20 protein-coding genes are annotated in these 22,456 nt (G+C 57.9%); 2 read left to right on the top strand and 18 right to left on the bottom strand.

Features of this window, described 5'->3' with window-relative positions:
• Nucleotides 1–29 precede the first annotated feature (29 nt).
• From L1073_RS14845 to L1073_RS14775, 15 genes are all read right to left on the bottom strand, one after another.
• Complete coding sequence (locus L1073_RS14845) at nucleotides 30–1,355, bottom strand: enolase C-terminal domain-like protein (RefSeq protein ID WP_343322513.1); 1,326 nt, start codon at nucleotides 1,353–1,355, stop codon at nucleotides 30–32.
• Between the two features lie 33 nt (nucleotides 1,356–1,388).
• Nucleotides 1,389–2,957 (bottom strand): galactarate dehydratase, encoded by a 1,569-nt coding sequence (gene garD, locus L1073_RS14840; protein WP_246900483.1) that lies wholly within the window; start codon nucleotides 2,955–2,957, stop codon nucleotides 1,389–1,391.
• Between the two features lie 34 nt (nucleotides 2,958–2,991).
• A complete protein-coding gene (locus tag L1073_RS14835; RefSeq protein ID WP_246900482.1) occupies nucleotides 2,992–4,500 on the bottom strand; it encodes a tripartite tricarboxylate transporter permease in 1,509 nt (502 codons plus the stop codon).
• A gap of 18 nt (nucleotides 4,501–4,518) precedes the next feature.
• Nucleotides 4,519–4,962 carry a tripartite tricarboxylate transporter TctB family protein gene (locus L1073_RS14830; protein WP_246900481.1) on the bottom strand — a complete coding sequence of 148 codons (444 nt, stop codon included), beginning with the start codon at nucleotides 4,960–4,962 and terminating at the stop codon, nucleotides 4,519–4,521.
• 106 nt (nucleotides 4,963–5,068) lie between these two features.
• On the bottom strand, nucleotides 5,069–6,121 hold the full coding sequence (locus L1073_RS14825) for a type 2 periplasmic-binding domain-containing protein (RefSeq protein ID WP_246900479.1): 1,053 nt from the start codon (nucleotides 6,119–6,121) through the stop codon (nucleotides 5,069–5,071).
• Nucleotides 6,122–6,168: 47 nt separating this feature from the next.
• The gene (kdgD, locus tag L1073_RS14820) at nucleotides 6,169–7,092 is read right to left on the bottom strand and encodes a 5-dehydro-4-deoxyglucarate dehydratase (protein WP_281506114.1); all 924 of its coding nucleotides are present in this window, start codon (nucleotides 7,090–7,092) and stop codon (nucleotides 6,169–6,171) included.
• Between the two features lie 247 nt (nucleotides 7,093–7,339).
• Entirely contained in the window at nucleotides 7,340–7,648 is a 309-nt protein-coding gene (locus tag L1073_RS14815) for an antibiotic biosynthesis monooxygenase family protein (RefSeq protein WP_246900477.1), read from the bottom strand.
• A 13-nt stretch (nucleotides 7,649–7,661) separates the two neighbouring features.
• Entirely contained in the window at nucleotides 7,662–8,147 is a 486-nt protein-coding gene (gene sixA, locus L1073_RS14810) for a phosphohistidine phosphatase SixA (protein WP_246900475.1), read from the bottom strand.
• 2 nt (nucleotides 8,148–8,149) lie between these two features.
• Complete coding sequence (locus L1073_RS14805; RefSeq protein WP_246900473.1) at nucleotides 8,150–9,220, bottom strand: NAD(P)H-dependent glycerol-3-phosphate dehydrogenase; 1,071 nt, start codon at nucleotides 9,218–9,220, stop codon at nucleotides 8,150–8,152.
• Between the two features lie 151 nt (nucleotides 9,221–9,371).
• Complete coding sequence (locus tag L1073_RS14800; protein WP_246900472.1) at nucleotides 9,372–10,802, bottom strand: NAD(P)(+) transhydrogenase (Re/Si-specific) subunit beta; 1,431 nt, start codon at nucleotides 10,800–10,802, stop codon at nucleotides 9,372–9,374.
• 18 nt (nucleotides 10,803–10,820) lie between these two features.
• Nucleotides 10,821–12,392, bottom strand: a complete 1,572-nt coding sequence (locus L1073_RS14795; RefSeq protein ID WP_246900470.1) for a Re/Si-specific NAD(P)(+) transhydrogenase subunit alpha — start codon at nucleotides 12,390–12,392, stop codon at nucleotides 10,821–10,823.
• 549 nt (nucleotides 12,393–12,941) lie between these two features.
• Entirely contained in the window at nucleotides 12,942–14,405 is a 1,464-nt protein-coding gene (locus L1073_RS14790; RefSeq protein ID WP_246900469.1) for a protein adenylyltransferase SelO, read from the bottom strand.
• Nucleotides 14,406–14,526: 121 nt separating this feature from the next.
• Nucleotides 14,527–15,369, bottom strand: coding sequence for a protein bax (locus L1073_RS14785; RefSeq protein WP_246900467.1), 843 nt, complete (start codon nucleotides 15,367–15,369; stop codon nucleotides 14,527–14,529).
• 130 nt (nucleotides 15,370–15,499) lie between these two features.
• Nucleotides 15,500–17,398 (bottom strand): molecular chaperone HtpG, encoded by a 1,899-nt coding sequence (gene htpG / locus L1073_RS14780; protein WP_246900466.1) that lies wholly within the window; start codon nucleotides 17,396–17,398, stop codon nucleotides 15,500–15,502.
• A gap of 152 nt (nucleotides 17,399–17,550) precedes the next feature.
• A complete protein-coding gene (locus L1073_RS14775; protein ID WP_246900464.1) occupies nucleotides 17,551–17,883 on the bottom strand; it encodes a YkvA family protein in 333 nt (110 codons plus the stop codon).
• Nucleotides 17,884–18,022: 139 nt separating this feature from the next.
• On the opposite strand from L1073_RS14775, the gene L1073_RS14770 reads away from it, so the two are divergent.
• Nucleotides 18,023–20,008, top strand: a complete 1,986-nt coding sequence (locus tag L1073_RS14770; RefSeq protein ID WP_246900462.1) for a transglycosylase SLT domain-containing protein — start codon at nucleotides 18,023–18,025, stop codon at nucleotides 20,006–20,008.
• Between the two features lie 56 nt (nucleotides 20,009–20,064).
• On the opposite strand, the gene L1073_RS14765 is transcribed toward L1073_RS14770, so the two are convergent.
• The 3 genes from L1073_RS14765 to L1073_RS14755 form a co-directional block, all read right to left on the bottom strand.
• Nucleotides 20,065–20,703 carry a LysE family translocator gene (locus L1073_RS14765; RefSeq protein ID WP_246900461.1) on the bottom strand — a complete coding sequence of 213 codons (639 nt, stop codon included), beginning with the start codon at nucleotides 20,701–20,703 and terminating at the stop codon, nucleotides 20,065–20,067.
• Between the two features lie 88 nt (nucleotides 20,704–20,791).
• The gene (locus tag L1073_RS14760) at nucleotides 20,792–21,367 is read right to left on the bottom strand and encodes an exopolysaccharide biosynthesis protein (RefSeq protein WP_246900459.1); all 576 of its coding nucleotides are present in this window, start codon (nucleotides 21,365–21,367) and stop codon (nucleotides 20,792–20,794) included.
• Between the two features lie 60 nt (nucleotides 21,368–21,427).
• The gene (locus L1073_RS14755) at nucleotides 21,428–21,850 is read right to left on the bottom strand and encodes an NINE protein (RefSeq protein ID WP_246900458.1); all 423 of its coding nucleotides are present in this window, start codon (nucleotides 21,848–21,850) and stop codon (nucleotides 21,428–21,430) included.
• A 348-nt stretch (nucleotides 21,851–22,198) separates the two neighbouring features.
• Here L1073_RS14755 and L1073_RS14750 point away from each other — a divergent pair, with 348 nt between their 5' ends.
• Nucleotides 22,199–22,405, top strand: a complete 207-nt coding sequence (locus tag L1073_RS14750) for a cold-shock protein (RefSeq protein ID WP_040242353.1) — start codon at nucleotides 22,199–22,201, stop codon at nucleotides 22,403–22,405.
• Nucleotides 22,406–22,456 lie beyond the last annotated feature (51 nt).

Below are 22,456 nucleotides of genomic sequence, written 5' to 3'. Positions count from 1 at the left end.
GCTTGTATGGATAACCATTCATTGTTCATTCAGCGTACCAAGGCCGGACGCTTGGGATCGAACTCCCACCCTGGAATCAGATACTGCATCGCCATGGCGTCGTTGCGCTGTGTCACATCGAGGCTCTTGTAAAGCTGATGAGCTTCCATCAACTTGTCCTCGTCCAGTTCGACGCCGAGCCCCGGCGCGGACGGTACCTTGAGCTTGCCGTCCCGGATCTTGAACGGTTCCTTGGTGATGCGCTGTCCGTCTTGCCAGATCCAATGGGTGTCAATGGCAGTGATCTCACCCGGACAGGCCGCCGCCACATGCGTCATCATCGCCAGCGAAATATCGAAGTGATTGTTGCTGTGCGACCCCCAGGTCATGCCCCACTCATTGCACAGTTCGCCAACCATCACCGCGCCCTGCATCGTCCAGAAGTGGCAATCCGCGAGGGGGATATCGACGGAGTTGAGCTGCACGGCATACTGCAACTGTTTGAAGTCAGTGGCGATCATGTTCGTCGCGGTGGGCAGGCCGGTGCGCTTCTTGAACTCCGCCATGGTCTCGCGACCGGAATAGCTTTCCTCCTGACCGCAGGGATCTTCAGCATAGCTCATCAGGTGCTTGACCGGCTCGAGGACACGCACGGCTTCCTCGAGCGACCAGGCGCCATTAGGGTCCAGAGTCAAGCGAGCCTCGGGAAACGCCTCGTGCAACGCACGAATGCAATCAGCTTCTTCCTCGCCGCGCAGTACGCCACCCTTGAGCTTGAAGTCCTTGAAGCCGTAACGATCGAAAGCAGCCTTGGCCAGATTGGCAACGGCTTCAGGCGTCAGCGCTTCCTTGCGACGCACTTCATCCCAGTCATCCTGGGGGTTCTCGGCCTTGGGATAAGGCAGGTCGGTCTTGTCCGGATCGCCGAGCAGGAACAGGTACCCCAATGCCTCGACTTCGTCGCGCTGGCGACCGTATTGACCCAGCAAATCCGCTACAGGCATACCCAACGCCTGCCCCAGCAAGTCGAACAGCGCGGATTCGATACCCGTGAGCACATGCACCGCCACGCGCAAATCGAAGGTCTGACGGCCACGCTCTTCACGTCCATTCTTTGCCAAGCGCTGTTTCACTTGATTCAGCGTCTTTTTGGTGTCGGTGACACACGATCCCTCGACCAGTTCCCGGCACTGCTCCAACCCGTTGAGAATGCCAGCGCTCGAAGGAATTTCGCCCACGCCCTGGTTACCGGCATCATCTTCGAGGATGACGACACAGCGGATGAACCAGGGCGCGTGACCACCGCTCAAGTTGAGCAGGAAACCGTCGTAGCCGGCCACGGGAACGATGCGCATTTTTTTGATCTTAGGAAACATAAAACTGTACTCATATTGATGATTGAAAGGGAGTCAGGTCACTGGCGCAGGATTGAACAGCACCAAATCGTTGTACAAACCGAGACGATCAGCGGCCACCCTGCGGCGACCGCTAGCCACATCGAGGATCAGATGGAACAGCTCCCAGCCCACCTCCTCGATAGAAACCTCACCAGTCGCGATACGCCCGGCATCGAGATCGATCAGATCGTGCCACCGCTTTCCCAAAGTAGAGTTGGTGGACACCTTGATTACAGGCGTCATCGGCAGGTTATAGGGCGTACCACGCCCGGTAGTGAAGACCTGCAAGTTCATGCCCGCAGCTGCCTGCAGGGTGCCGCAAATGAAGTCGCTGGCCGGGGTGGCGGCAAAGGTCAGGCCACGCTTGCGCAGCCGCTCACCAGGGCCGATGACATCGACGATTGGCGAATTGCCGGACTTGATCACCGAGCCCAGCGCCTTCTCGACGATATTGGAGAGCCCACCCTTCTTGTTGCCTGGCGACGTATTGGCGCTGCGATCCGCCTGCCCCTGAGACAAGTAATCGTCGTACCAGGCCATCTGGTCGATCAGTGCCTGGCCGACCGACGCATCCACCGCGCGCGGCGTCAGCAGATGAATAGCATCGCGTACCTCGGTTACCTCGGAGAACATCACGCTGCCCCCCGCGCGCACGATCAGATCAGTAGCGAACCCCACCGCCGGATTGGCCGTCAGCCCGGAGAAGGCGTCGCTACCGCCACATTGCATGCCCACTACTAGCTCGGAAACCGGGCAGGTTTCACGCTGGCGCTTGTCGAGACGCTCCAGGTGACGCTCCGCCATGGCCATGATGCCCTCGACCATATCGGCAAAGCTCTCGAAGGACTCATCCTGCAGGCTCAGCACGTTGGCCTGGGGATCGGCGGCCTCGGTGTTTTCATAGATCCTCACCGGCCGATCATCAACCAGAGTGGACGGCTGTAGTTTCTCGCAGCCGAGCCCGATAACCATCACTTCGTCGCCGAAGTTGGGGTTCTGGGCCAGATTCTTGAGCGTACGAATGGGCACCACAGCGGCCGGCGCATTGATTGCCACGCCACAGCCATAGCTATGATTGAGTCCCACCACATCATCGACATTGGGAAACTTGGGCAACAGCTCACTTTTAATGCGCTGCACCACATGATCCACGATCCCAGCCACGCACTGCACGCTGGTGGTGATGCCAAGCACGTTCTTGGTCCCGACACTGCCGTTGGCATTACGGAATCCCTTGAAAGTGTATCCCTCCAGCGGTTCCGACACCGGCGCCGAGCGTGTGGCCAGCGGTAAATCTTCCAGTGCCGGCGGAGTGGGCATGTGCAAGTTGGTCTCATTAACATGACCGCCACAAGGAATCGCCACGACGGCCGTTCCTATCACCTCGCCGTAGCGAATCACTGCATCGCCTTCGGCGAGAGACACCAAGGAAACCTTGTGCCCCTGAGGAACATTCACCGTGAGCTCGATCCCATCGTCGAGACGCTCACCAGCAGTCAGTCCATCCTGAGCGACAGCGACGGCAACATTATCTGCAGGGTGAATACGAATCACCCGAGGCGACCGATTGACCTGCATCATTGCCGAACCTCCACTATATACAGCTGGATAGATCTCACTGTGAGGCCTCCTCGCGGCTAGCTTTGCGATTCTTCAGCCCCATTACCACGGAGAAGATGACCGAGGCCGCGATCAGCAACCAGAGCACCACCGCGATGGGGCTTTTGGTGAAGAAGATCGAGTAAGTACCGAAGGATTCCAGGCTCTTGACGAAATAGACCTCTGCCTGGCCTCCCAGAATGAAGCCAATGATAAGCGGCGCCACCTCGAGGCCGACCTTTTGTACCAAATAGCCCAGTAAGCCAAAGATCAGCAGTGTCCAGACATCGAACATGATTCCGTAGTTGATCGCATACCCACCCACGACACACATCATCACGATCAGCGGATAGAGAATGTATTTGGGAACCATGACAACTTTGGCAATATGTTTGATCGCATAAAACATAACAAAGAACATCACGAAATTGGCGAAAACTAAAGCCGTCATCATGATATACCAGGTATCAGTATTCTCTGGAATGAATAGAGGTCCGACTTGAATACCTTGTAGGGTAAAAGCCCCGATCAGTACCGCAGTAGTAGAATCGCCCGGGATACCAAGCGATAAAAGCGGAATCAATGCGCCACCGGTCAGAGCATTATTGGCAGACTCTGATGCCATCAACCCTTGGGGCGCTCCCTTCCCCATTTCGCTTGAGTCACGCGATAGGTTTTTCTCCTGAGTATAGGCTAGAACCGAGGCGGCACTACCTCCGACCCCCGGCAGCATACCGACGAAGGTTCCGATGAAGGAAGAGCGGACCAGATTGGTCAAGCGGCCCTTAAAGATAGAAAACGAGAATTGGGAACTCTTACCCAGTTTGACACGTTCACTAGCCAATTCGCTCCTCACGCCTTTCTCAGCTTCGAGCAGGATGGTGGAGATGCCGAAGATACCGATCAATACCGGAAGCAGAGAGAAGCCCTCGAACAAATAGGGCTCCATGAAATCGAACATCAGCCGCGTATGACCATTGCCTCCATCCGAAATGCTGTAAGTACCGATCAGACTCAACCAGATACCGATCACACCGCTGAAGATACCTACCAGCATATTGCTCGAGAGCGAAGCTATCACGCTCAAAGCCAACAGGATAATCAGAAACTTTTCCACATAAGAGAACTTGATGGAAAAATCTGCCAGCAAGGGGGCAAACAGGAAAAGCACAACCGCGCTGATCAACCCACCGATGACGGAGGCGATAACACTGACCCGCAGCGCTCTCTCACCTTCCCCCTTCTGGGCCATCGGATAGCCATCGAAGGTAGTGGTAATCGAGGACGGTGTACCCGGGATATTGAGAAGAACTGCCGGCACCATCCCGCCAGAAATACCGCCCACATAGAGGCCCAGCAAGAGTGCCAGGCCATGGTGCAGCCCCAAGGCATATGTCAATGGCAGACATACCGCCACTGCCATAGTCGCAGTCATGCCAGGGATGGCACCAAAAATGATGCCGACTAGCGCACCGAATCCGGCGAGCAGAAAGAAGCTAAAGTCAAGAAATGACAAAAATTCCATAGTGGCACTCGCTTCGAGTCACGGCAGGGTGATTTTGAACAGTTTGGCCAAGATAAACCAGACCAAACTGGGCGCGACAATGGCGTTGACCAATACGATGATCACGCCCTTCTTAGTCCACTCATGCATATACATAAGTGACATTAGAAAAACGAATACCATTGAGACAAATAGGAAGCCATATCCCGTATAAGGGAAAAGATTGCCCACTACCGCCATCAAATAAAAGTACGCAACTATCAAGGCAAGGGTTCCGAAAAAGCGGAATCCATCCATGGACTCTCCCACGATGGGGATAGTACGCTCTCCGCGTTTCACTGCAGCCAGAAAAGGAATAGTTTTCGTAACCAATATAATGGCGAAAAGAATCCCCATTACCCAGTGAACAATCCTCGGGAATAACAGGTGAGAGGTTTCAAAATCAATCGAAACGCTGAGCAGACTAGTCAGACCTGATTCCATAGCGGCTCCGGTATAGGCGACAAAGAACTCCAGCCTATTCTTCTCTATTTAAATTTACATATACTAGTGAAGGCGTTAGCGGATTAATCCACTAACGCCCAACTATTCACTTAATATTTTCTATAATACTTTCGTAGCGAGACATCTTCTCTTTCAAATACTCCGAAGCTTCTTCGGAAGGCTTGAAGTCGGGAATGAAGAACGACTTCTTCTGAGTTTCCTGGATATCCCCCTCTTGATAGATTTCGACCAGAGCCTCGTCGATCTGATCAACGATGGCCGGGTCCATATCCTTGTTGTAGAGAAAGAAGAATTCCTTATCGAAAGTGAAAGATTCACTATCGCCCATCGTGACATTCACGTTAGGTTCAACATACTGAAGCAACTGCTCGCGAGACGTCTGCCCCAGTCCTTCTTCCGGGGCTTGTTCGATAGTACCCTGCCGTGCCGTCAACCATACGAAACGCATGGCTTTCTGATCGTCTTCCGGTAGGCGGGTGTACTGCTCATTGGCCTGGACAGTACCATTGATAAGATCCGCCTGGTCGTCAAAAAGCTGCTGGTTCTTGTCCGACTGAGAACCTGTGTTCACAGCGACAAGATTATCTTCCTGACCAGGGTACTCAATGGAAATAGCATTTTTCAGGGCACTAAAGCCAATTTCAGAAACTCCACCCGGCTGGATGGCGACTCGGATTTCTTCACCATTACCGGCAGCCTCAATGATTTGATTAAGATTCTCGTAGGGAGAATCTTTAGGGACCAAGTAGGCATTCCCCGGATTGATCGCTACAGTCGGTCCAATCGTGTATTTCTCGAATATATCCTCATAGCCTTCAACGCCATAGAGATAGCCGAGATAAGACTGGTCATGGAAGATCATCAGGGTATTTCCACGAGAATCGCGATCCAGAGTCCGGAAAGCGGAGCTCGCACCCACGGCGTCAACCTTCATGTTGATATCAAGCTTCTCAGCCAGGGCATCGACGACAATATTGGAGTTTTGATAAGTATCACCTCCCGTTGAAGTCGAGCCAATCACAACTCGAACGTTGCCACGCAGCGGACCATCAGCGGCCATGGCAGTAGCGCTGCCAAAAGCCATGCCGGCCATCATGATGGAAGTCCCGAGTGTCTTGGAAATGCTGGGCATACTCATGTTTCACCTCTTGGTGTCTTTATTCAGATTGGGTGAATGTCGGGCTTTTAGAGCCCTTTGGCGAATTCAATCAGCTTTTCTAATTGCTTTTTTTCATCTGGCGTCGGCATCGTCAGCGGTTTACGTACATCTCCCGCCGGCATACCGATGATGTCAGCCCCTGACTTGATAAGGCTGACGGCATATCCCTTTTTACGATCACGCAGATCGACGAAAGGAATAAAAAACTCTTGAGTAATCTTTTTTACCGTAGTGCCATCGCCTGCACGCAAGGCGCGGTAGAACTTCAACGCCAACTCCGGCACGAAGTTGAATACAGCGGAGGAGTAGGTATTGACGCCGATGGATAGATACGCCTCGGCGAAGATTTCAGCCGTCGGGACACCGCCGACATAGACCAGGCGATCGCCGACCGTCTTGACGATCTTGTTGAGAAGTTGCATATCGCCCTTACCGTCTTTCAACCCGATCAAGTTAGGGCATTTATCGGCAAGCTGTTGGACCGCCGGCGCTTCGAGGACACCATTGCCACGGTTATAGTAAATGACGTTGATCGACGTGCTATCGCAGATCTGGCGCGCGTACTCGACCAGACCTTCCTGTGGACATTCGGTCAGGTAGGGAGGCATCAGCAGAACACCATCGGCACCGGCTTCTTCAGCAACGCTGGCAAAGGAGTTACCGCTTTCCACACTCAACCCTGCACTTGCGATGACCGGTACCTTACCACCGATTTCATCGACCGCGACGCGCACGATATGACGAAACTCATCCAAAGAAAGATTAAAGAATTCGCCCGTTCCACCTGCCACGAAGACGGCAGAGACGTCATGGCTAACGAACCATTCAAGCCGTTGGCGGTAGCTCTTCTCATCGAAGCGACCTGCTGAATCGAAGTCCGTGACCGGGAAGGAAAGCAGGCCATCGCCAACCGCTTCTATCGTTTCTTCTTTGGAGAAATTCACCGTCATACCTCTCGCATATGTCTTGTTGAGCGTGATGACATAAAGCCTTTATGTCATACATCATACAGCTAGAAGATAAACATATGCCGGCTGTCGTACAACATCGACAATGGTCGATAAAACCAAAGTATAAAGAGCAAGCAGTGAGCATTGAGAAGGAAGAAGGAAGAAGGAAGAAGGAAGAAGGAAGAAGGAAGCTCTCAGCATAGGGCGTGCCGCTACCGTGGTCACGATAGCGGCGTGCAATAACAGGTTAAGCTTGAGTACCCTCGACGATCTCGAATTGCTCAAGCCCGCCGCCCTCGGAAAAGGCTTCGGTGGGCATGGGGTTGGCGTGGGCTTGCTTGAAGTCGTCACTGCCGACCCAGGCGCGGAAAGCCTCCTGGTCGTCCCATTCCGTCTCGACGAGATAAGGAGCTTGGTTGCCTTGGGGCCGCAATACCCGCATGGCTTTGAAGCCAGGCTGTTTGTCGACCTCGCTGGCGCGTTGCTGAAACCGGCGCTCGAACTCGGCTTCATACCCCGGATTGACGAAAACACGGTTGATGACGATATAGCTCATCCGTTTCTCTCCTTTAGCCAAGCAGTTCACGTGGCGACTGCCAGTGTTTGAGCGTTGCGCAGCCTGCCGCCCAGATATCGGCCTCCAGGGTGGCGATGGTGGCCGTCGGCATGGGCTGCGACGCTCGCATATCGCCCTCTACCAGTCGCCCGACCAACGCACCGACCAACGGCATGTGGCTGACCAGCAGACACGGCGTATGTGCGGCTTCTTGCTGCAACCAGTCGATGAGCGGCTCCAGCGGATCCTCCGGGGTGATGATCGGCAGCGTTTCGACAGAGCATCCCAGGGGTGTCGCCATCCACTGCGCGGTCTGCTGAGCACGCCGGTAGGGGCTGGCGACGATACGCAGTGTCGTGCGCACGTCATTGGCAAGCATGTTGTCCAGCCATGTTCCCATGGCTCGCGACTCCATCTCGCCCTGCTTAGTCAGTGATCGCTCACTATCCGGCATGCCTGGCGCGGCTTCGCCATGGCGCATGATATAAAGTCTCGACACGCTCAATTCTCCTCAGCGCCGGGTTCCATCCGGCGGGCCTCGAATACATCCTGTCGCGGCAGGACGAACTCAACGTCGCTGCTCTGCTCTTGCTGCATAAGCATTTGCGCCATCTGCCGCGCCGGTACGCCGTTGAATAGCACTTGGTAAAGCCCTTCGGCCAAGGGCATGTAAATGTCTTCACGACGCGCTTTCTCGCGTACCAGACTGACGGTGTTGACGCCTTCCGCCACCTGGCCCAGCGACTCGATGGCTTCTTCGAGTGTCTTGTTCTCTCCCAGCGCAAACCCGACACGATAATTGCGCGAGAGCTTCGACGAGCAGGTCACGATGAGATCCCCCACGCCCGCCAATCCGATGAAGGTCAGCGGATTCGCGCCCAGCGCCACCGCGAAACGGCTCATTTCCGCCAGCGCGCGTGTCATCAACATGCTGCGCGTGTTTTCGCCCATGCCAAGCGCCGCTGCCATCCCCGCAGCGATGGCGTAGATGTTCTTCAGCGCACCGCCCAATTCGACGCCATAGCGGTCGTTGCTGGCATAAACACGAAAATAATCGCAGCCGAGTACCGACTGTACCCGTGCCCGGGTATAGGGATCGTCACTGGCGATGACCGTCGCCGTGAGCTGTTTCTCGGCAACCTCGGAGGCAAGGTTGGGGCCCGAGAGCACGCCGATATGCGGAAAGCCGGTCTCCTCTTCGAGGATCTGGCTCATCAGTTTGAAGCCTTCTTCATGGATTCCTTTGGTGGTGCTGACCAGAATTTGCGAAGGCTTGAGCCACGCCCGAGCCTGACGGACAACGGCGGCAAAAGCGCTCGAGGGAATGGCAATGAAGACCACCTCGGCACCTTCCAACACGGCGCGCATATCGTCCGAAGCGACCACCGAGGGATTCATGGCGTAATCCGGCAAGTAGCGTGCATTGCAGTGTTCGCGGTTGATCTGCTCGATCAGGGCCGGATCGCGCATCCACTGGCGCACACGGGCTCCGTTGTCGGCAGCGATGCTAGCGATAGCAGTACCGAAGCTGCCGCCGCCAAGCACGGCGACTTGAAGACGTTCGTCGGTCATGGACGTTTCCTGATGGCCTGCGAAATGACGCCATTGTAGCGAACCTGACGTGTCACGCACGTCCGATCATCCCCTGCCTGCAAACGACGACACCGCCCTCGGGCGGTGTCGTCGCATTTACTTTCGTCCTCAGCCTTCGGAGGGAGCTCGTTTACTCCACCAACGGCAGCAAGGCATCGATACTCGACTTCGCATCGCCATACAGCATGCGCGTGTTTTCCTTGAAGAACAGCGGATTCTCGATACCCGAGTAGCCCGTACCCTGGCCACGCTTGCAAACGAAGACTTGTTTGGCGTCCCACACCTTGAGCACCGGCATGCCGGCGATGGGGCTGTTGGGATCTTCCTCGGCGGCGGGATTGACGATGTCATTGGAACCAATGACGATCACCGCATCGGTTTCGGCGAAATCGTCATTGATCTCGTCCATCTCCAGCACGATGTCGTACGGCACCTTGGCCTCGGCCAGCAACACGTTCATGTGCCCCGGCAGACGCCCCGCCACGGGATGAATACCGAAACGCACGGTCTTTCCGGCAGCACGCAACTTGCGGGTCAGCTCGCTGACCGCATTCTGCGCCTGCGCCACCGCCATGCCATAGCCGGGCACGATGATCACGCTGTCGGCATCGTTGAGTGCGCTGGCCACACCACCGGTATCGATGGCGATCTGCTCGCCCTCGATCTCCGCAGCCGGTCCTTTGCTACCCCCGAAGCCGCCCAGGATCACGTTGACGAAGTTGCGGTTCATCGCCTTGCACATGATGTAGGACAGAATCGCCCCGGACGAACCCACCAGCGCCCCGGTCACGATCAACAGATCGTTGGACAGCGTGAAACCGATGGCCGCCGCCGCCCAGCCGGAATAGCTGTTGAGCATCGACACCACCACCGGCATGTCGGCGCCGCCGATGCCCATGATCAGGTGATAGCCGATGAAGAACGCCAACAGCGCCAACAGCAACAGCGTCCAGAAGCCGGCACCGTTGAGGTAGGCGATCGCCAGCAGCAGCGAGACGATCGCCGCCCCGGCATTGAGCAGATGCCCGCCCGGCAATTGGCGTGGTTTGCCGTCCACCTTGCCTGCCAGCTTGCCGAAGGCAACCACCGATCCAGTAAATGTCACCGCGCCGATGAACACGCCCAGCACCACTTCGACCTGCAGAAAGGTCAGCTCCGCCGGGGTTTTCTCGGCCACCAGTGCCGCGAAAGCCGAAAACCCTTCGCTGGCCTGCGCGGCCATGACACGCCGACGTTCCAGATCGGCATTGAAGCCAATGAACACCGCCGCCAAGCCGACGAAGCTATGCAGCGCCGCGACCAGTTGGGGCATCTCGGTCATATCGACCTTCTTGGCCACATAGACGCCGATGCCGGCACCGATCACCATCATCGGAATCATCCACCAATAGCCGCCCACATTGGGGCCGAACATGGTGAAGACCACCGCCAGGCCCATCCCGACAATGCCATACCAGACGGCACGCTTGGCTTTTTCCTGATTGCTCAACCCCCCTAGCGAGAGGATGAACAACACACTTGCCGCCACCGCTGCGGCGGACACCAATCCTTGACTCAACATCGTCTTTTCTCCGCCGCGTTAGGATTTCTGGAACATGGCAAGCATCCGGCGCGTCACCAGGAAGCCACCCACGATATTGATGCTGGCGATCAGCACCGAAATACCGGCCAACAAACCTACCAGCCAACTACCCGATCCGATTTGCAGGACCGCACCAAGCACGATGATGCCCGAGATGGCGTTGGTCACCGCCATCAGTGGCGTATGCAAGGAGTGACTGACGTTCCAGATCACCTGGAAGCCCACGAAACAGGCCAGCACGAACACGATGAAGTGCTGCATGAACGACGCCGGCGCTACCAGCCCCAGCAGGCCCATTACCACGCCGCCGGCTACCAGCATGCCCACCTGACGCTTGGTCTGGGCGAGGAAGGAGGCATGCTCAGCAGCCTTCTTCTCTTCAGCGGTGGGCTCCTTGGGTTTCTCCTTGGGCGCCGACTGCCCGATGGCATTGACCTTGGGCGGCGGCGGCGGAAAGGTGGTCTCGCCCTGATGCGTCACGGTGACGCCACGAATCACGTCGTCTTCCATATCGTGAACGATCACGCCATCCTTTTCCGGCGTCAGATCGGTAAGCATGTGGCGAATATTGGTGGCGTAGAGTAACGATGCCTGCGTCGCCATGCGCGAGGGGAAATCGGTATAGCCGACGACGACCACGCCGTTGTCGGTGACGATACGCTCGTCGGGTACGGTGAGATCGCAGTTGCCGCCCTTCTCGGCCGCCAGGTCGACGATCACCGAGCCCGGCTTCATGGCCTGGACCATGTCCTCGAGCCACAGCTTGGGTGCCGGCTTGCCCGGGATCAGCGCGGTGGTGATGACGATATCCACCTCAGGCGCCTGTTCACGGAACAGCGCCAGCTGCTTCTCGCGAAACTCGGGGCTGGAAGGGGCCGCATAACCGCCGGAGCCCGAGCCATCCTGGCTGTCCTCGAAGTCGAGGAACAGGAACTCGGCACCCATCGATTCGATCTGCTCGGCGACTTCGGGGCGTACGTCGAAGGCACGCACCACGGCACCCAGGCTGGTCGCGGTGCCAATGGCCGAGAGGCCGGCGACGCCCGCCCCCACGACCAGCACCTTGGCCGGCGGCACCTTGCCCGCCGCCGTAACCTGCCCGGCAAAGAAGCGCCCGAACTGATTGCCGGCCTCGATCACCGCCCGATAACCGGCGATGTTCGCGGTACTGGAAAGCGCATCCATCTTCTGGGCACGTGAGATACGCGGCACCATGTCCATGGCGATCACCGTGGCACCGGTCGCCTTGCAGCGCTCGAGCAGGTCCTCGTTCTGGGACGGCCAGAAAAACGCGATCAGCGTCTGGCCCTCGCGTAGATAACCGACTTCCTCTTCGCTGGGTTCGCGCACCTTGATGACGACATCGGTCGCCGACCACAACGCCGCGCCGCCATCGACGACCTCGACGCCCGCGTCGCGGTAGGCATCGTCGTCGAAACCGGCCCCCCGCCCGGCGCCCGACTCGACGACGCATTCATGGCCGAGTTTCTGGATGTGCTGAGCACTTTCCGGCGTCAGCGCCACGCGCGCCTCGCCCTGGGCACGCTCCCTGGGAGCCCCAATTCTCATGCCACACCTCCTGTTTCTTGTCGAATGGCGCCCTGCCAGGCACCGCTTGCCAAATATTCGATGGTGTTCATCCTTGACTCCTTGCGCGTCGCATAGGGCTCTTCATCATGAAATCTTGTGGCATATCGATGCATTGGAACATAGTCAGGCAAATAACGTCGTCATGCACCGGGAACCTCGATGCATCTCGGATAAAAGAGTCTCATTTTTTTAATTAAAAACGTCTTTAAAATCAACAGAAAACAAGAAAATTTCAACCATAATCACTGGGTTATAGCAGGCATAACATAGCTCTTATACTTCAAGTGACGCACAAATCATTGTTTTAACTTGGAATTATTAAAACTATGTCACCTACATAATTTCTTATAGCATCCATAAACAATGCATTATCCGTGCTATTGCTTAGTTAAGTCTCACGCATATTGAAAGCGGTATAACGACTGCACACGAGCTAACGACACTCGTCATGACTATGGCCTGATATATCATGACGAGTGCAAGGATAGAGGTGCGAAGGCGCTGTCGCGTCATTGCTGACGATAAAAGTTACGACGAGCAGGAAAGACAAATCACCGAGGCTTCCGGCGCCGGGGCGGCCGCCCAATGCTCCATGCCCGGCTGCGGCGTGAAAGGATCGTCGAGCAAGGTGCGGAATTCAGCCAGCGGCGCCGTATCGCCCGCTTCTGCTGCCTCGATAACCTGCTGAATGAGGTGTGTGCGCGGCACATAGAGAGGGTTGACCGCGTGCATGGCGTCACGGCGCAACGCGGCATCGCGTGATTCATCCTCGAGGCGCTGCTGATAACGCGACAGCCAGGCCGCCAGATCGTCGGCCGGCACCTCTTCATGCAACCATGCACCGTCATCGACGGCCCATTCACCCAGGGCGCGAAAGGCGCGATGATAGTCGGCACCGGCATCGGCCAGCAGCGTCAGCCAGTCCTGAACCAGTTGGGCATCGCCTTCTTGCACCTGCTCGAGCCCCAGACGCGCGCGCATCAGGCGCGCATATTCCTGCTGCAGCGCCGGTTCGTACTCCGCCAGTTGCGTTCGCAGCGCTTCCGGGTCGGCCAGCGGCGTCAGTGACTGACCCAGCACCGAGAGATTCCACAACCCTACCCCGGGCTGTTGATCGAAGGCGTAACGGCCCCCGGTATCGGTATGATTGGGCACCAGAGTGGGCTCGTAACGATCCATGAAGGCATAGGGCCCATAATCCAGCGTCAATCCCAGAATCGACATGTTGTCGGTGTTCATCACTGCATGCACGAACCCATATGCCTGCCAGGCGGCGATCAAGTGAGCCGTGCGCGCGACCGTATCGCCGAACAGCGCCTCCGCCGGCGACTCACTTTCCGCCAGGGCCGGGCGATGGCGCGTGATGACATGCTCGACGAGACGCTGAAGGTCATCGTTGCGGCGCGCCTGATACAGCCATTCGAAGTGCCCGAAGCGCACGTGACTGGGTGCCAAGCGCAATAGGGTCGCGCCGGGCTCGACCCGCTCGCGCTGGACCTTCTCGTCGTTAATCGACAACGCCAGCGCCAGCGTCGTGGGAATGCCCAGGCCCGCCATGGCCTCACCGGCGAGATATTCGCGAATCGTCGAACGCAGCACCGCGCGGCCATCGCCGAAACGCGAATACGGCGTTTGCCCGGCCCCCTTGAGATGCAGATCCCAGAAGCCGTCGTCGGTCGCCACTTCTCCCAGCAGCAGCCCGCGCCCATCACCAAGTGCGGGGTTATAGACCCCGAATTGATGGCCGGTGTATTTCTGCGCCAGAGGGTCCATCCCCGGTAATACGGTTTCGCCACCCAAGACTTGTCGCAGCGTCTCGCGCGATGGGGAATCGTCGTTGAAAAGCTCGGGGGCGAGGCCTAGCGCACGACAACCGCGCGGACTGATATCCACCAGTCGCGTGTTTCGCCAGGTTGCGGGGCTGACCCGAGTAAAGAAGTCGTTGGGCAGACGCGCCCAAGCATTGTCGAAGCGCAGCGCATCGAGTGTCATGGTGACCTCGCGAAGGGGCATATGAACCTACTTTACACGTCCGGCAACGACCGATAAAAGCGTGCCGGACGATCGAAAACGCCGCCCGAAGGCGGCGTCGAGATACGGCGGAGACAACGCCTCAAGCCGGGCTGTCTTCGGCGTCGTCGCTGCTGTGCTCGCGAATCAATTCGGCGTTGGTGCGCAACAGCGCCAACAGCACGTCGAAATAATTGTCGCGCACAGAGTAGCTATCCAGCGTGCGAATCAGTGACTCGGCGCTGACGGATTCTCCCTTTTCATTCTCCGCGGCCCGCGTTTGACGCATCGCAAGATAAGCACGGTGCGTGTTCAAATTATGCAGGTACGCTTCGATGCTCGCCTGGACGCTATCGAAGTGCTGGTAACGGCGGCTACTCCCTTGCTGGGCCAAGCCGCAGCCCTCGCTGAAGCAACGTAAGCCGAACAAATTGTTGCCTTGGCGAGCGAAGCGCGACGTGCCCCACCCCGATTCTTCGACGGCCTGGATGACCACCATTTCCAACGGCAGGGTATCGACACGGGAGAGAAGGTACTCGAACGTGTTGGATGTGCCGCATTCGATCTGATAACTACCGCACAATCGCTGTAGATGCGACCGCTCGGCATCACTCAGCGAATCCTGGCGCTCACGCGCGTCGAGCAACCAATCACGCTGGGCCTGGATCTTGGCGTTTTCGGCTTCGACCAGCGGCACCAGCAGTTCGAGAAATGCCGTCTTGCGCTCGGGCCCGGCCGCATAGTCGCGCAGGTCCGGCATCTCCTCGACGGGATCGAGAGCCGGCGTATCGACGTTGCTTTCGAGTGTCCGCACGTCTCGCGAGGGAGACGCGGCGTGGACATCCAGGGGTAGCGGCGTCACCGTCACGCCAAGCGCCCCCAGCAATGTCGCCGCGATAACGCCACGCCACCGCCAAGAAAAGAACAAGTCGTGTCGAATCGGCATGAGACGACTCCTTGAACATGAAGACGTCAGTCTAGCAACAACGGACGTCCATGTTGAGTCAATATTGCCGCCATCAAAACGCACCGGGCCGGCCCATGCGGCCGGCCCGGTGAGCGAACGCCAACGCGGCTCAGTTGCTCAAGAGCTTGTTGAGGCGCTGGACATAGGTAGCGGGGTCTTCGAGATGCCCGCCCTCGGCGAGGATCGCCTGGTCGAGCAGGATCCGCGCAAGGTCATCGAACCGAGAATCGTCGGCGCTTTCCAGGCGTGTCACCAACCCATGCTCGGGGTTGAGTTCGAGGATTGGCTTGACCTCCGGCAACGGCTGTCCGGCCGCTTCCATGAGGCGGCGCATCTGATAGCCCATATCATGCTCGGAAAGCACGACACACGCCGGTGAATCGGTCAGGCGATGCGTCACACGGACTTCCTGCACCTCGTCACCCAGCGCGGCCTTGACGCGCTCGAGCAGCGGCGCCTTGGCCTTGGACGTCTCTTCCTGGGCTTTCTTTTCTTCCTCGTCGGCCATCTCGTCGAGGTCGAGATCGCCCTTGGTGATATCGGCCAGGGTCTTGCCGTCGTATTCGTTGAGATGGCTCATCAGCCATTCGTCGATACGATCATGCAGCAGCAGCACCTCGATACCCTTCTTGCGGAAGATTTCCAAGTGTGGGCTGTGGCTTGCCGCATTGAAGCCGTCAGCCACCAGGTAATAGATCTTTTGCTGGCCTTCCTGCATTCGGCTGACATAGCCGGCAAGCGACTGATCCTGCGTGGCGCTGTCGGTGTGCGTGGAGGAGAAACGCAACAGCTCGGCAATCTTGTCGCGGTTGGCGAAGTCTTCTGCAGGGCCTTCCTTGAGCACGTTGCCGAAGGCGTTCCAGAACGTCTGATAAGCCTCTTCGTCCTTGGCCAGCTTCTTGAGCATGTCCAGCGAGCGCTTGGTCAGGGCGGACTTGAGCTTGTCGACCTGGGGATCTTTCTGCAGCAATTCACGCGAGATGTTGAGCGACAGATCCTTGGAGTCGACCACGCCTTTGATGAAACGCAGATAGAGCGGCAAGAACTGCTCGGCGTCGTCCATGATGAATACGCGCTGCGCATAGAGCTTGAGCCCACGCACGCCCTCGCGCTGATTGAGATCGAATGGCGCGCGACCCGGCACGTACAGCAAGCTGGTGTATTCGAGCGTGCCTTCGACCTTGTTGTGGCTCCAGGTCAACGGGTCGCTGAAGTCATGCGCCACATGCTTGTAGAATGCCTTGTATTCGTCCTCGCTGATTTCTTCCTTGGGCCGCACCCACAGCGCGGTCGCTTCGTTGACGGTTTCCCAGGTGACGGTTTCGCTCCCCTCGATCTCGTTGCCCTCTTCATCTTGGGCCTTCTCGACCTTGGGCATGCGCACCGGCACTTCGATGTGATCGGAGTAGGTGCGTACGAGATGCTTGAGACGCTCGGCGTCGGCGAATTCCTTGGCATCTTCCTTCAGGTGCAGCACGATTTCGGTGCCACGTTCGGGCTTGTCGATATCCGCGATATCGAACTCGCCTTCACCGCGGGAATGCCATTCCACACCCTGTTCCTGATCGACTCGACGCGTGCGCACGGTGATCTCGTCGGAGACGATGAAGCCGGAATAGAAGCCCACACCGAACTGACCGATCAGCTTGGCATCTTTCTGCTTTTCGCCGGAGAGCTCCTGGAGGAATTCCGCCGTGCCACTGCGTGCGATGGTGCCCAAATTCTGGATCACCTCGTCGCGGCTCATGCCGATGCCGTTGTCACGCACGGTGACGGTGCCTGCTTCAGCATCGTGCTCGATCTCGACGCGCAACTCACTGTCATCGCCGTACAGCGTATCATCGTCCAACGCCTCGTAGCGCAACTTGTCGCAGGCATCCGCGGCATTGGAAATCAGCTCGCGCAGGAAGATCTCCCGGTTGGAATACAGGGAGTGAATCATCAGCTGCAAGAGCTGTTTGACTTCAGTCTGGAAGCCCATTGTTTCGGCTTGAGCGGCGGTAGTCATGGTCGAAATTCCCCTGTGGCCATAACGGATGCATGTTAAACGGTGAAGAATGTGACGATAGATGTCGTCATGCGCATCGATATGGGGGCCGCACGAGACTTTTCAAGCACCTGCGACTCAGCATAGGTGCTCGATGGCCAAGGGCCTCAACCTCAGGGTGCGGTATCGGGCGGATCGATGCCTTTCCAGCGGCGGTAAGGCGCTAGCGAATGGTCGACGCGGGTCAGCAACCAGCCGACGATGAAGACGTCATCGACCACGCCGATGAGCATCAGGAAATCGGGGATGAGATCGAAGGGCATGATTAAATAGGCCACCGCCGCCGTCATCCAACCGCAGGCCGCCCAGGGCACAGGACGATAGCGACCGGCTGTCACATCACCCAGCATGGGCACGAACACACGCAGCGCGCGGGCGATGCGCATCAATGCCCCGCTGCGCTGCTTGAGCCGCGACCACCGGGCCAGTCCTCGCATGAACTTCATGGCATGCCTCCTTGGCGTTGCGTGCCTGCTGGCGTCATCATGCATGAGTGTCGCCATTCGGCAACACTACCCAAGGCGTGTCCCCTGAGCGAGGATGATCACATCATTATCTCGCCAGGCAAGCAAGGAGACATGGAAGATGCTCGCATCGCGGCTTAGCCAACGCTGGCTGTCACTATTATCGGTGGCCTCGCTAGGACTTGCGTTACAGGTCACCGCCGCCCAGGCACAATCCGACACTCAGGCGCTCGACGCCGCAGATCGCGCCATGAAAGACGCCCTCGGTGCCGCTCGCGATCATCGCTGGTCACGCATCGATGACGCCGCCATTGACGATCATGTGCTGGCCGGTTACGTGGAGTACCACCGCCTCAAGGCGCATCTATCGAGCGCCCCGGTGGTGGAAATACAAAGTTATATCGCGCGGCATGCCGACTCGCCTCTTTCGAACTGGATGCGCGGCCAGGCACAGACCGCATTCGGCCGCGACGGCCGCTTCGATGATCTGTTGGCCATCAGCGATGGCGAGCCCCCGGGCACCATCCGGCAATGTTATTACTACACCGCCCTGCTCGATCGTCGACCACAAGAAGCCGCACAAGGCGGACGCGAACTATGGCGGGTCGGACATTCACAACCCGATGCCTGCGACCGGCTGTTCGATACCTTGCGCGAACGCGGCGATATCGACGAGGGCGATATCTGGACACGGCTGACACTGGCCTGGCAAGGCGGCGAGAGTCGCCTCGTCGACTACCTGGAAGACCAGCTCGACAGCGACTGGGACGCAGGTATCGACGCACTCGAGCGTTTGCGCGGCAACTATGCGGCCATTACCGAGATTCCCACCGATATCGGTCCCCAAGGACAAGGCAGCGGCGCACTCTTCACCGCCGCCATGCACAATTTCACGCGCGCCGACACAGAAGCCGCGCTCGAGGCCTGGCGCAAGATCGCGCCCCACCTCTCATTGAGCGACACGCAGCGCCAAACGATCGAGCATGATCTGGCGTTCTATTCGATGGTCCGCGACGTCGACAACAACCTTGGCTGGACCGACGACGCCTTGCCCCGTCTTGCGGATGCCGACCTGTTCGAATTGCGGGTACGCAATGCTTTGGCCGATCAGGATTGGGGCGAGGTCATCGACTGGATCGATGCGATGTCGGAAGCCACCCGCCAGAAGGCACATTGGCAATACTGGCTGGGCCGCGCACTCAATCAGCGCGGCGACACCGAGTCTGCGCAAGCCGCTTGGCAACTTGCCGCCCAGGAACGCGGGTTCTTTGCCTTCGCAGCCGCCGACAAGCTCGGCCAGCCTTATGCCTTGAACATGGACATGCCGGACATCACGCCGCTGCAAGGCGAGCTGGCCGCCATGCGGCCTAGTGTCCAGCGCAGCGAGGCCCTGCGTCGCATCGGCGAACCGGGGCTGGCGCGTAGCGAGTGGTTCCACGCCATCGGCCAAGCCAACGCCTCCGATGCTACCGCGCTCAATGCCTATGCACTCGAAAGGGGCTGGTACGATCTGGCCGTACACGGGGCGATCATGGCTCAGCAATGGGATGCCCTGGCGTGGCGTTTCCCTCCCGCGTACAAAGCGGACTTCGATCAGTGGGGCCAGCGCAATGGCGTCGATCCCTATCTGCTGATGGCGATTTCCCGGCGGGAGAGCTCCTTCAACCGCCAAGCGGTTTCACCGGTCGGCGCACGCGGACTGATGCAGCTCATGCCGGGCACTGCAACGCATGTCAGTCGCGACCTGGACATCGACGCGCCAAGCCTCGGCGAGCTCTTCGAACCGACCACCAATATTCGCTTGGGGAGCGCTTACATCCGCGACATGATGGAGCGTTACAAGGGCAATCGTCTCGCCGCTGCGGCGGCCTACAACGCTGGCCCTAATCGTGTCGACCGCTGGCTTCGCGAGGCTTCCGGCGATTTCGACCTGTTCGTGGAACGCATTCCGTATCGCGAGACCCGCGCCTATGTGCAGGCTGTGCTGACATATCGAGTCATCTTCGAGAGCCTCGCCAAACAAGGCGATTCGCAAGGCGTCGCACTGCTGACCCAGGCCGAGCGTAAAGGTATTTACGACACCACACTGCTGACCCGCAACCCGTAAACGCAAGCGCCGACGCCCCTGAGGGCGTCGGCGCATCACCAAGATTTCGGACGTTCTCAGGGGCGCTGAGCCAGTGCCAGCTTGATGCCGAAGAGTACCAGCACCGTGCCGGTAGCCCCTTCCATCATGCGCGACACCCAGCGCTTGGCCAGCCATCTGGCGGCGCTTCCCACCATGAACACGATGCCGATCTGCCATATATTGGCGATCACGAAGTGTATGCCCGCCAACCACAACGACTTGACCAAGGCGGGGTCACCCGGCGCGATGAACTGTGGCAGAAACGCCATGTAGAACACCACCGTCTTGGGATTGAGCACATTAGAGAGAAAGCCTTCACGCAAGGACACCCAAGCGCTTACTCGCTCCTTGCTCACGCCCATGTCGGCTACCGGCAGGCCTCCCCCTCGGGCGCTGGCCAGACTTCTCAGCCCTAGCCAGATCAAGTACCCCGCGCCGAGCAACTTGAGCGCGTTGAAAGCCCATGCCGATTGCAGCAGGATCAGCGAGATGCCTAGCGCCGAGACGGTGGCATGCACGAACAGACCGGAGCAGATCGCAACACTGGTCAAGATGCCATCGCGCACGCCCCCGCGCGAGGTATTGCGAATGACCAGCAGCGTGTCCACGCCCGGTGTCAGCGTGAGCAGTGTGATGGCCACCAGAAACGGCCAGAACTGCGCGTCAAAGAACATACCTGTTTCCTGAGTCTAAGCGTGGTGAACAGTAGAAGCCTGGAAAGACGCAATAGAGGCTCCGGGCACACCCCGCGTGGCGTACTTCTTACCAGAGCCAGAAGGCACATACGGCTATGCCCAGCGTCAACAGCAGACCGATCAACAGCAGCAGGCCATCGTCTGCGGTCATGCCCAGCCCGATGACGGTGATCGCCAGCGCCGGCATCGCCGCCGCGAAGGGGAGCAATTCCAGGGGGATCATGCCCAGCGCAAGCACGATGACCAGTACTGCGATGAGACGACGCGCAACCGGCTGCAGCAATATCTCCAGGCGCTGAGCCAGCAGCTTGTCGATACGCTGCGTCCAGGGACGCACGCGTTTGACGGTACGGTGCAACTTGTCATGGCTGATGCCCCGCTCGCGCAACTTTCTCGGCAGCCAGGGGGATTGCCGCCCCAGCAACTGTTGTACTGCCATCAAGACGATGAAAACGGCACATAGCGTAGGCACGCCGGGCACGCCGCCGGTGGGTAACAATGCCAGCAATGCAGGCAGCGTCATCAGGGGCCCAAAGCCCCGTGAGCGAAACGTCTCGACGACATCCTGCAAACGGATGGTCTTGCCATCATTGGCATCGTCGAGCGTTTCCAGCATCTGGGTCAAACTGATGCGCGATTCCATGCGCGATTTCTCCTTGGGAGCGGTTGATAACGCCCTCGAACAGTAGAAGAGCGCTTACGATCAGCCAAACAGGCCACGCTTGGCATGCTTCATCGATATCTGTTCATTGAGCGTCCAGAAATCGTACAGAACCCCCAGCAAGAACAACCCGCCAGTGACGAGATATAGCAAACCGGTCAGCCATTTCCCCATATACATGCGGTGCAGGCCAAAAATGCCCAGAAACGTCAGCAATATCCAGGCTAGCGTGTAGCTGGTGGGGCCCGACCGAAAACGCAGATCCGCCTGACGATCCATCAGCGGGATCAGAAAGAAGTCGATCAACCAGCCGATGCCCAGCAAGCCTAGAGTGAAAAACCAGATCGTGCCGGTGATGGGCTTGCCATAGTAGAAACGATGCGAACCGGTAAAGCCGAATATCCACAACAAGTAGCCTACGACCTTACTATGCGTGTCGTTCGCGGCGACAGCGGTATGGGACACGAGATAACTCCTCCAGAATGAAACCAGCGCGACTCAAGCAACGACATGATGCTCTCGATCAAGACATCACAGGGTATCCGCAGCGAACATGTCGACGTTCTGGACGCCCCCGAGTTTTCGATCTATGGTGCATATGCGGTAGATGATACCGGGAAAGGCTCCTCGGCGATAACTCGACGCCTCTCCTGAGCCAATGCATTCTCCGCTGCGTAGGTTTGCAAGTCGAATGTCGTCAGTTGTTAATCGAATCTTCGATGTCCCTTGCGCATTCCCCCCTTGTCTTAACCACGTACCATGGTCGTCCATCGGTCGGCCCGCAACGCTACTTCGCAAGTTAAGGAATTCGCAATGGCAACTGGCACTGTCAAATGGTTCAACGACACCAAAGGCTACGGCTTCATCTCTCCGGAAGATGGTGGCGATGATCTATTCGCACACTTCTCCGAGATCCAGGCTGAAGGTTTCAAAACGCTGCAGGATGGCCAAAAGGTAAGCTTTGAGGTCACCCAGGGCAAGAAAGGCCTGCAGGCGTCCAACATCAAGGTTGTCGGGTAAACCCGCGCCAAGCGGTCGCGAGACCGATACCGGACCCCGAACGCAAGAGCC

Source organism: Chromohalobacter nigrandesensis, assembly GCF_023061285.1.
Lineage (GTDB): Bacteria > Pseudomonadota > Gammaproteobacteria > Pseudomonadales > Halomonadaceae > Chromohalobacter > Chromohalobacter nigrandesensis.
Note: the sequence above shows the minus strand (reverse complement) of the source record. Positions and strands in the feature narration are given on the sequence as shown.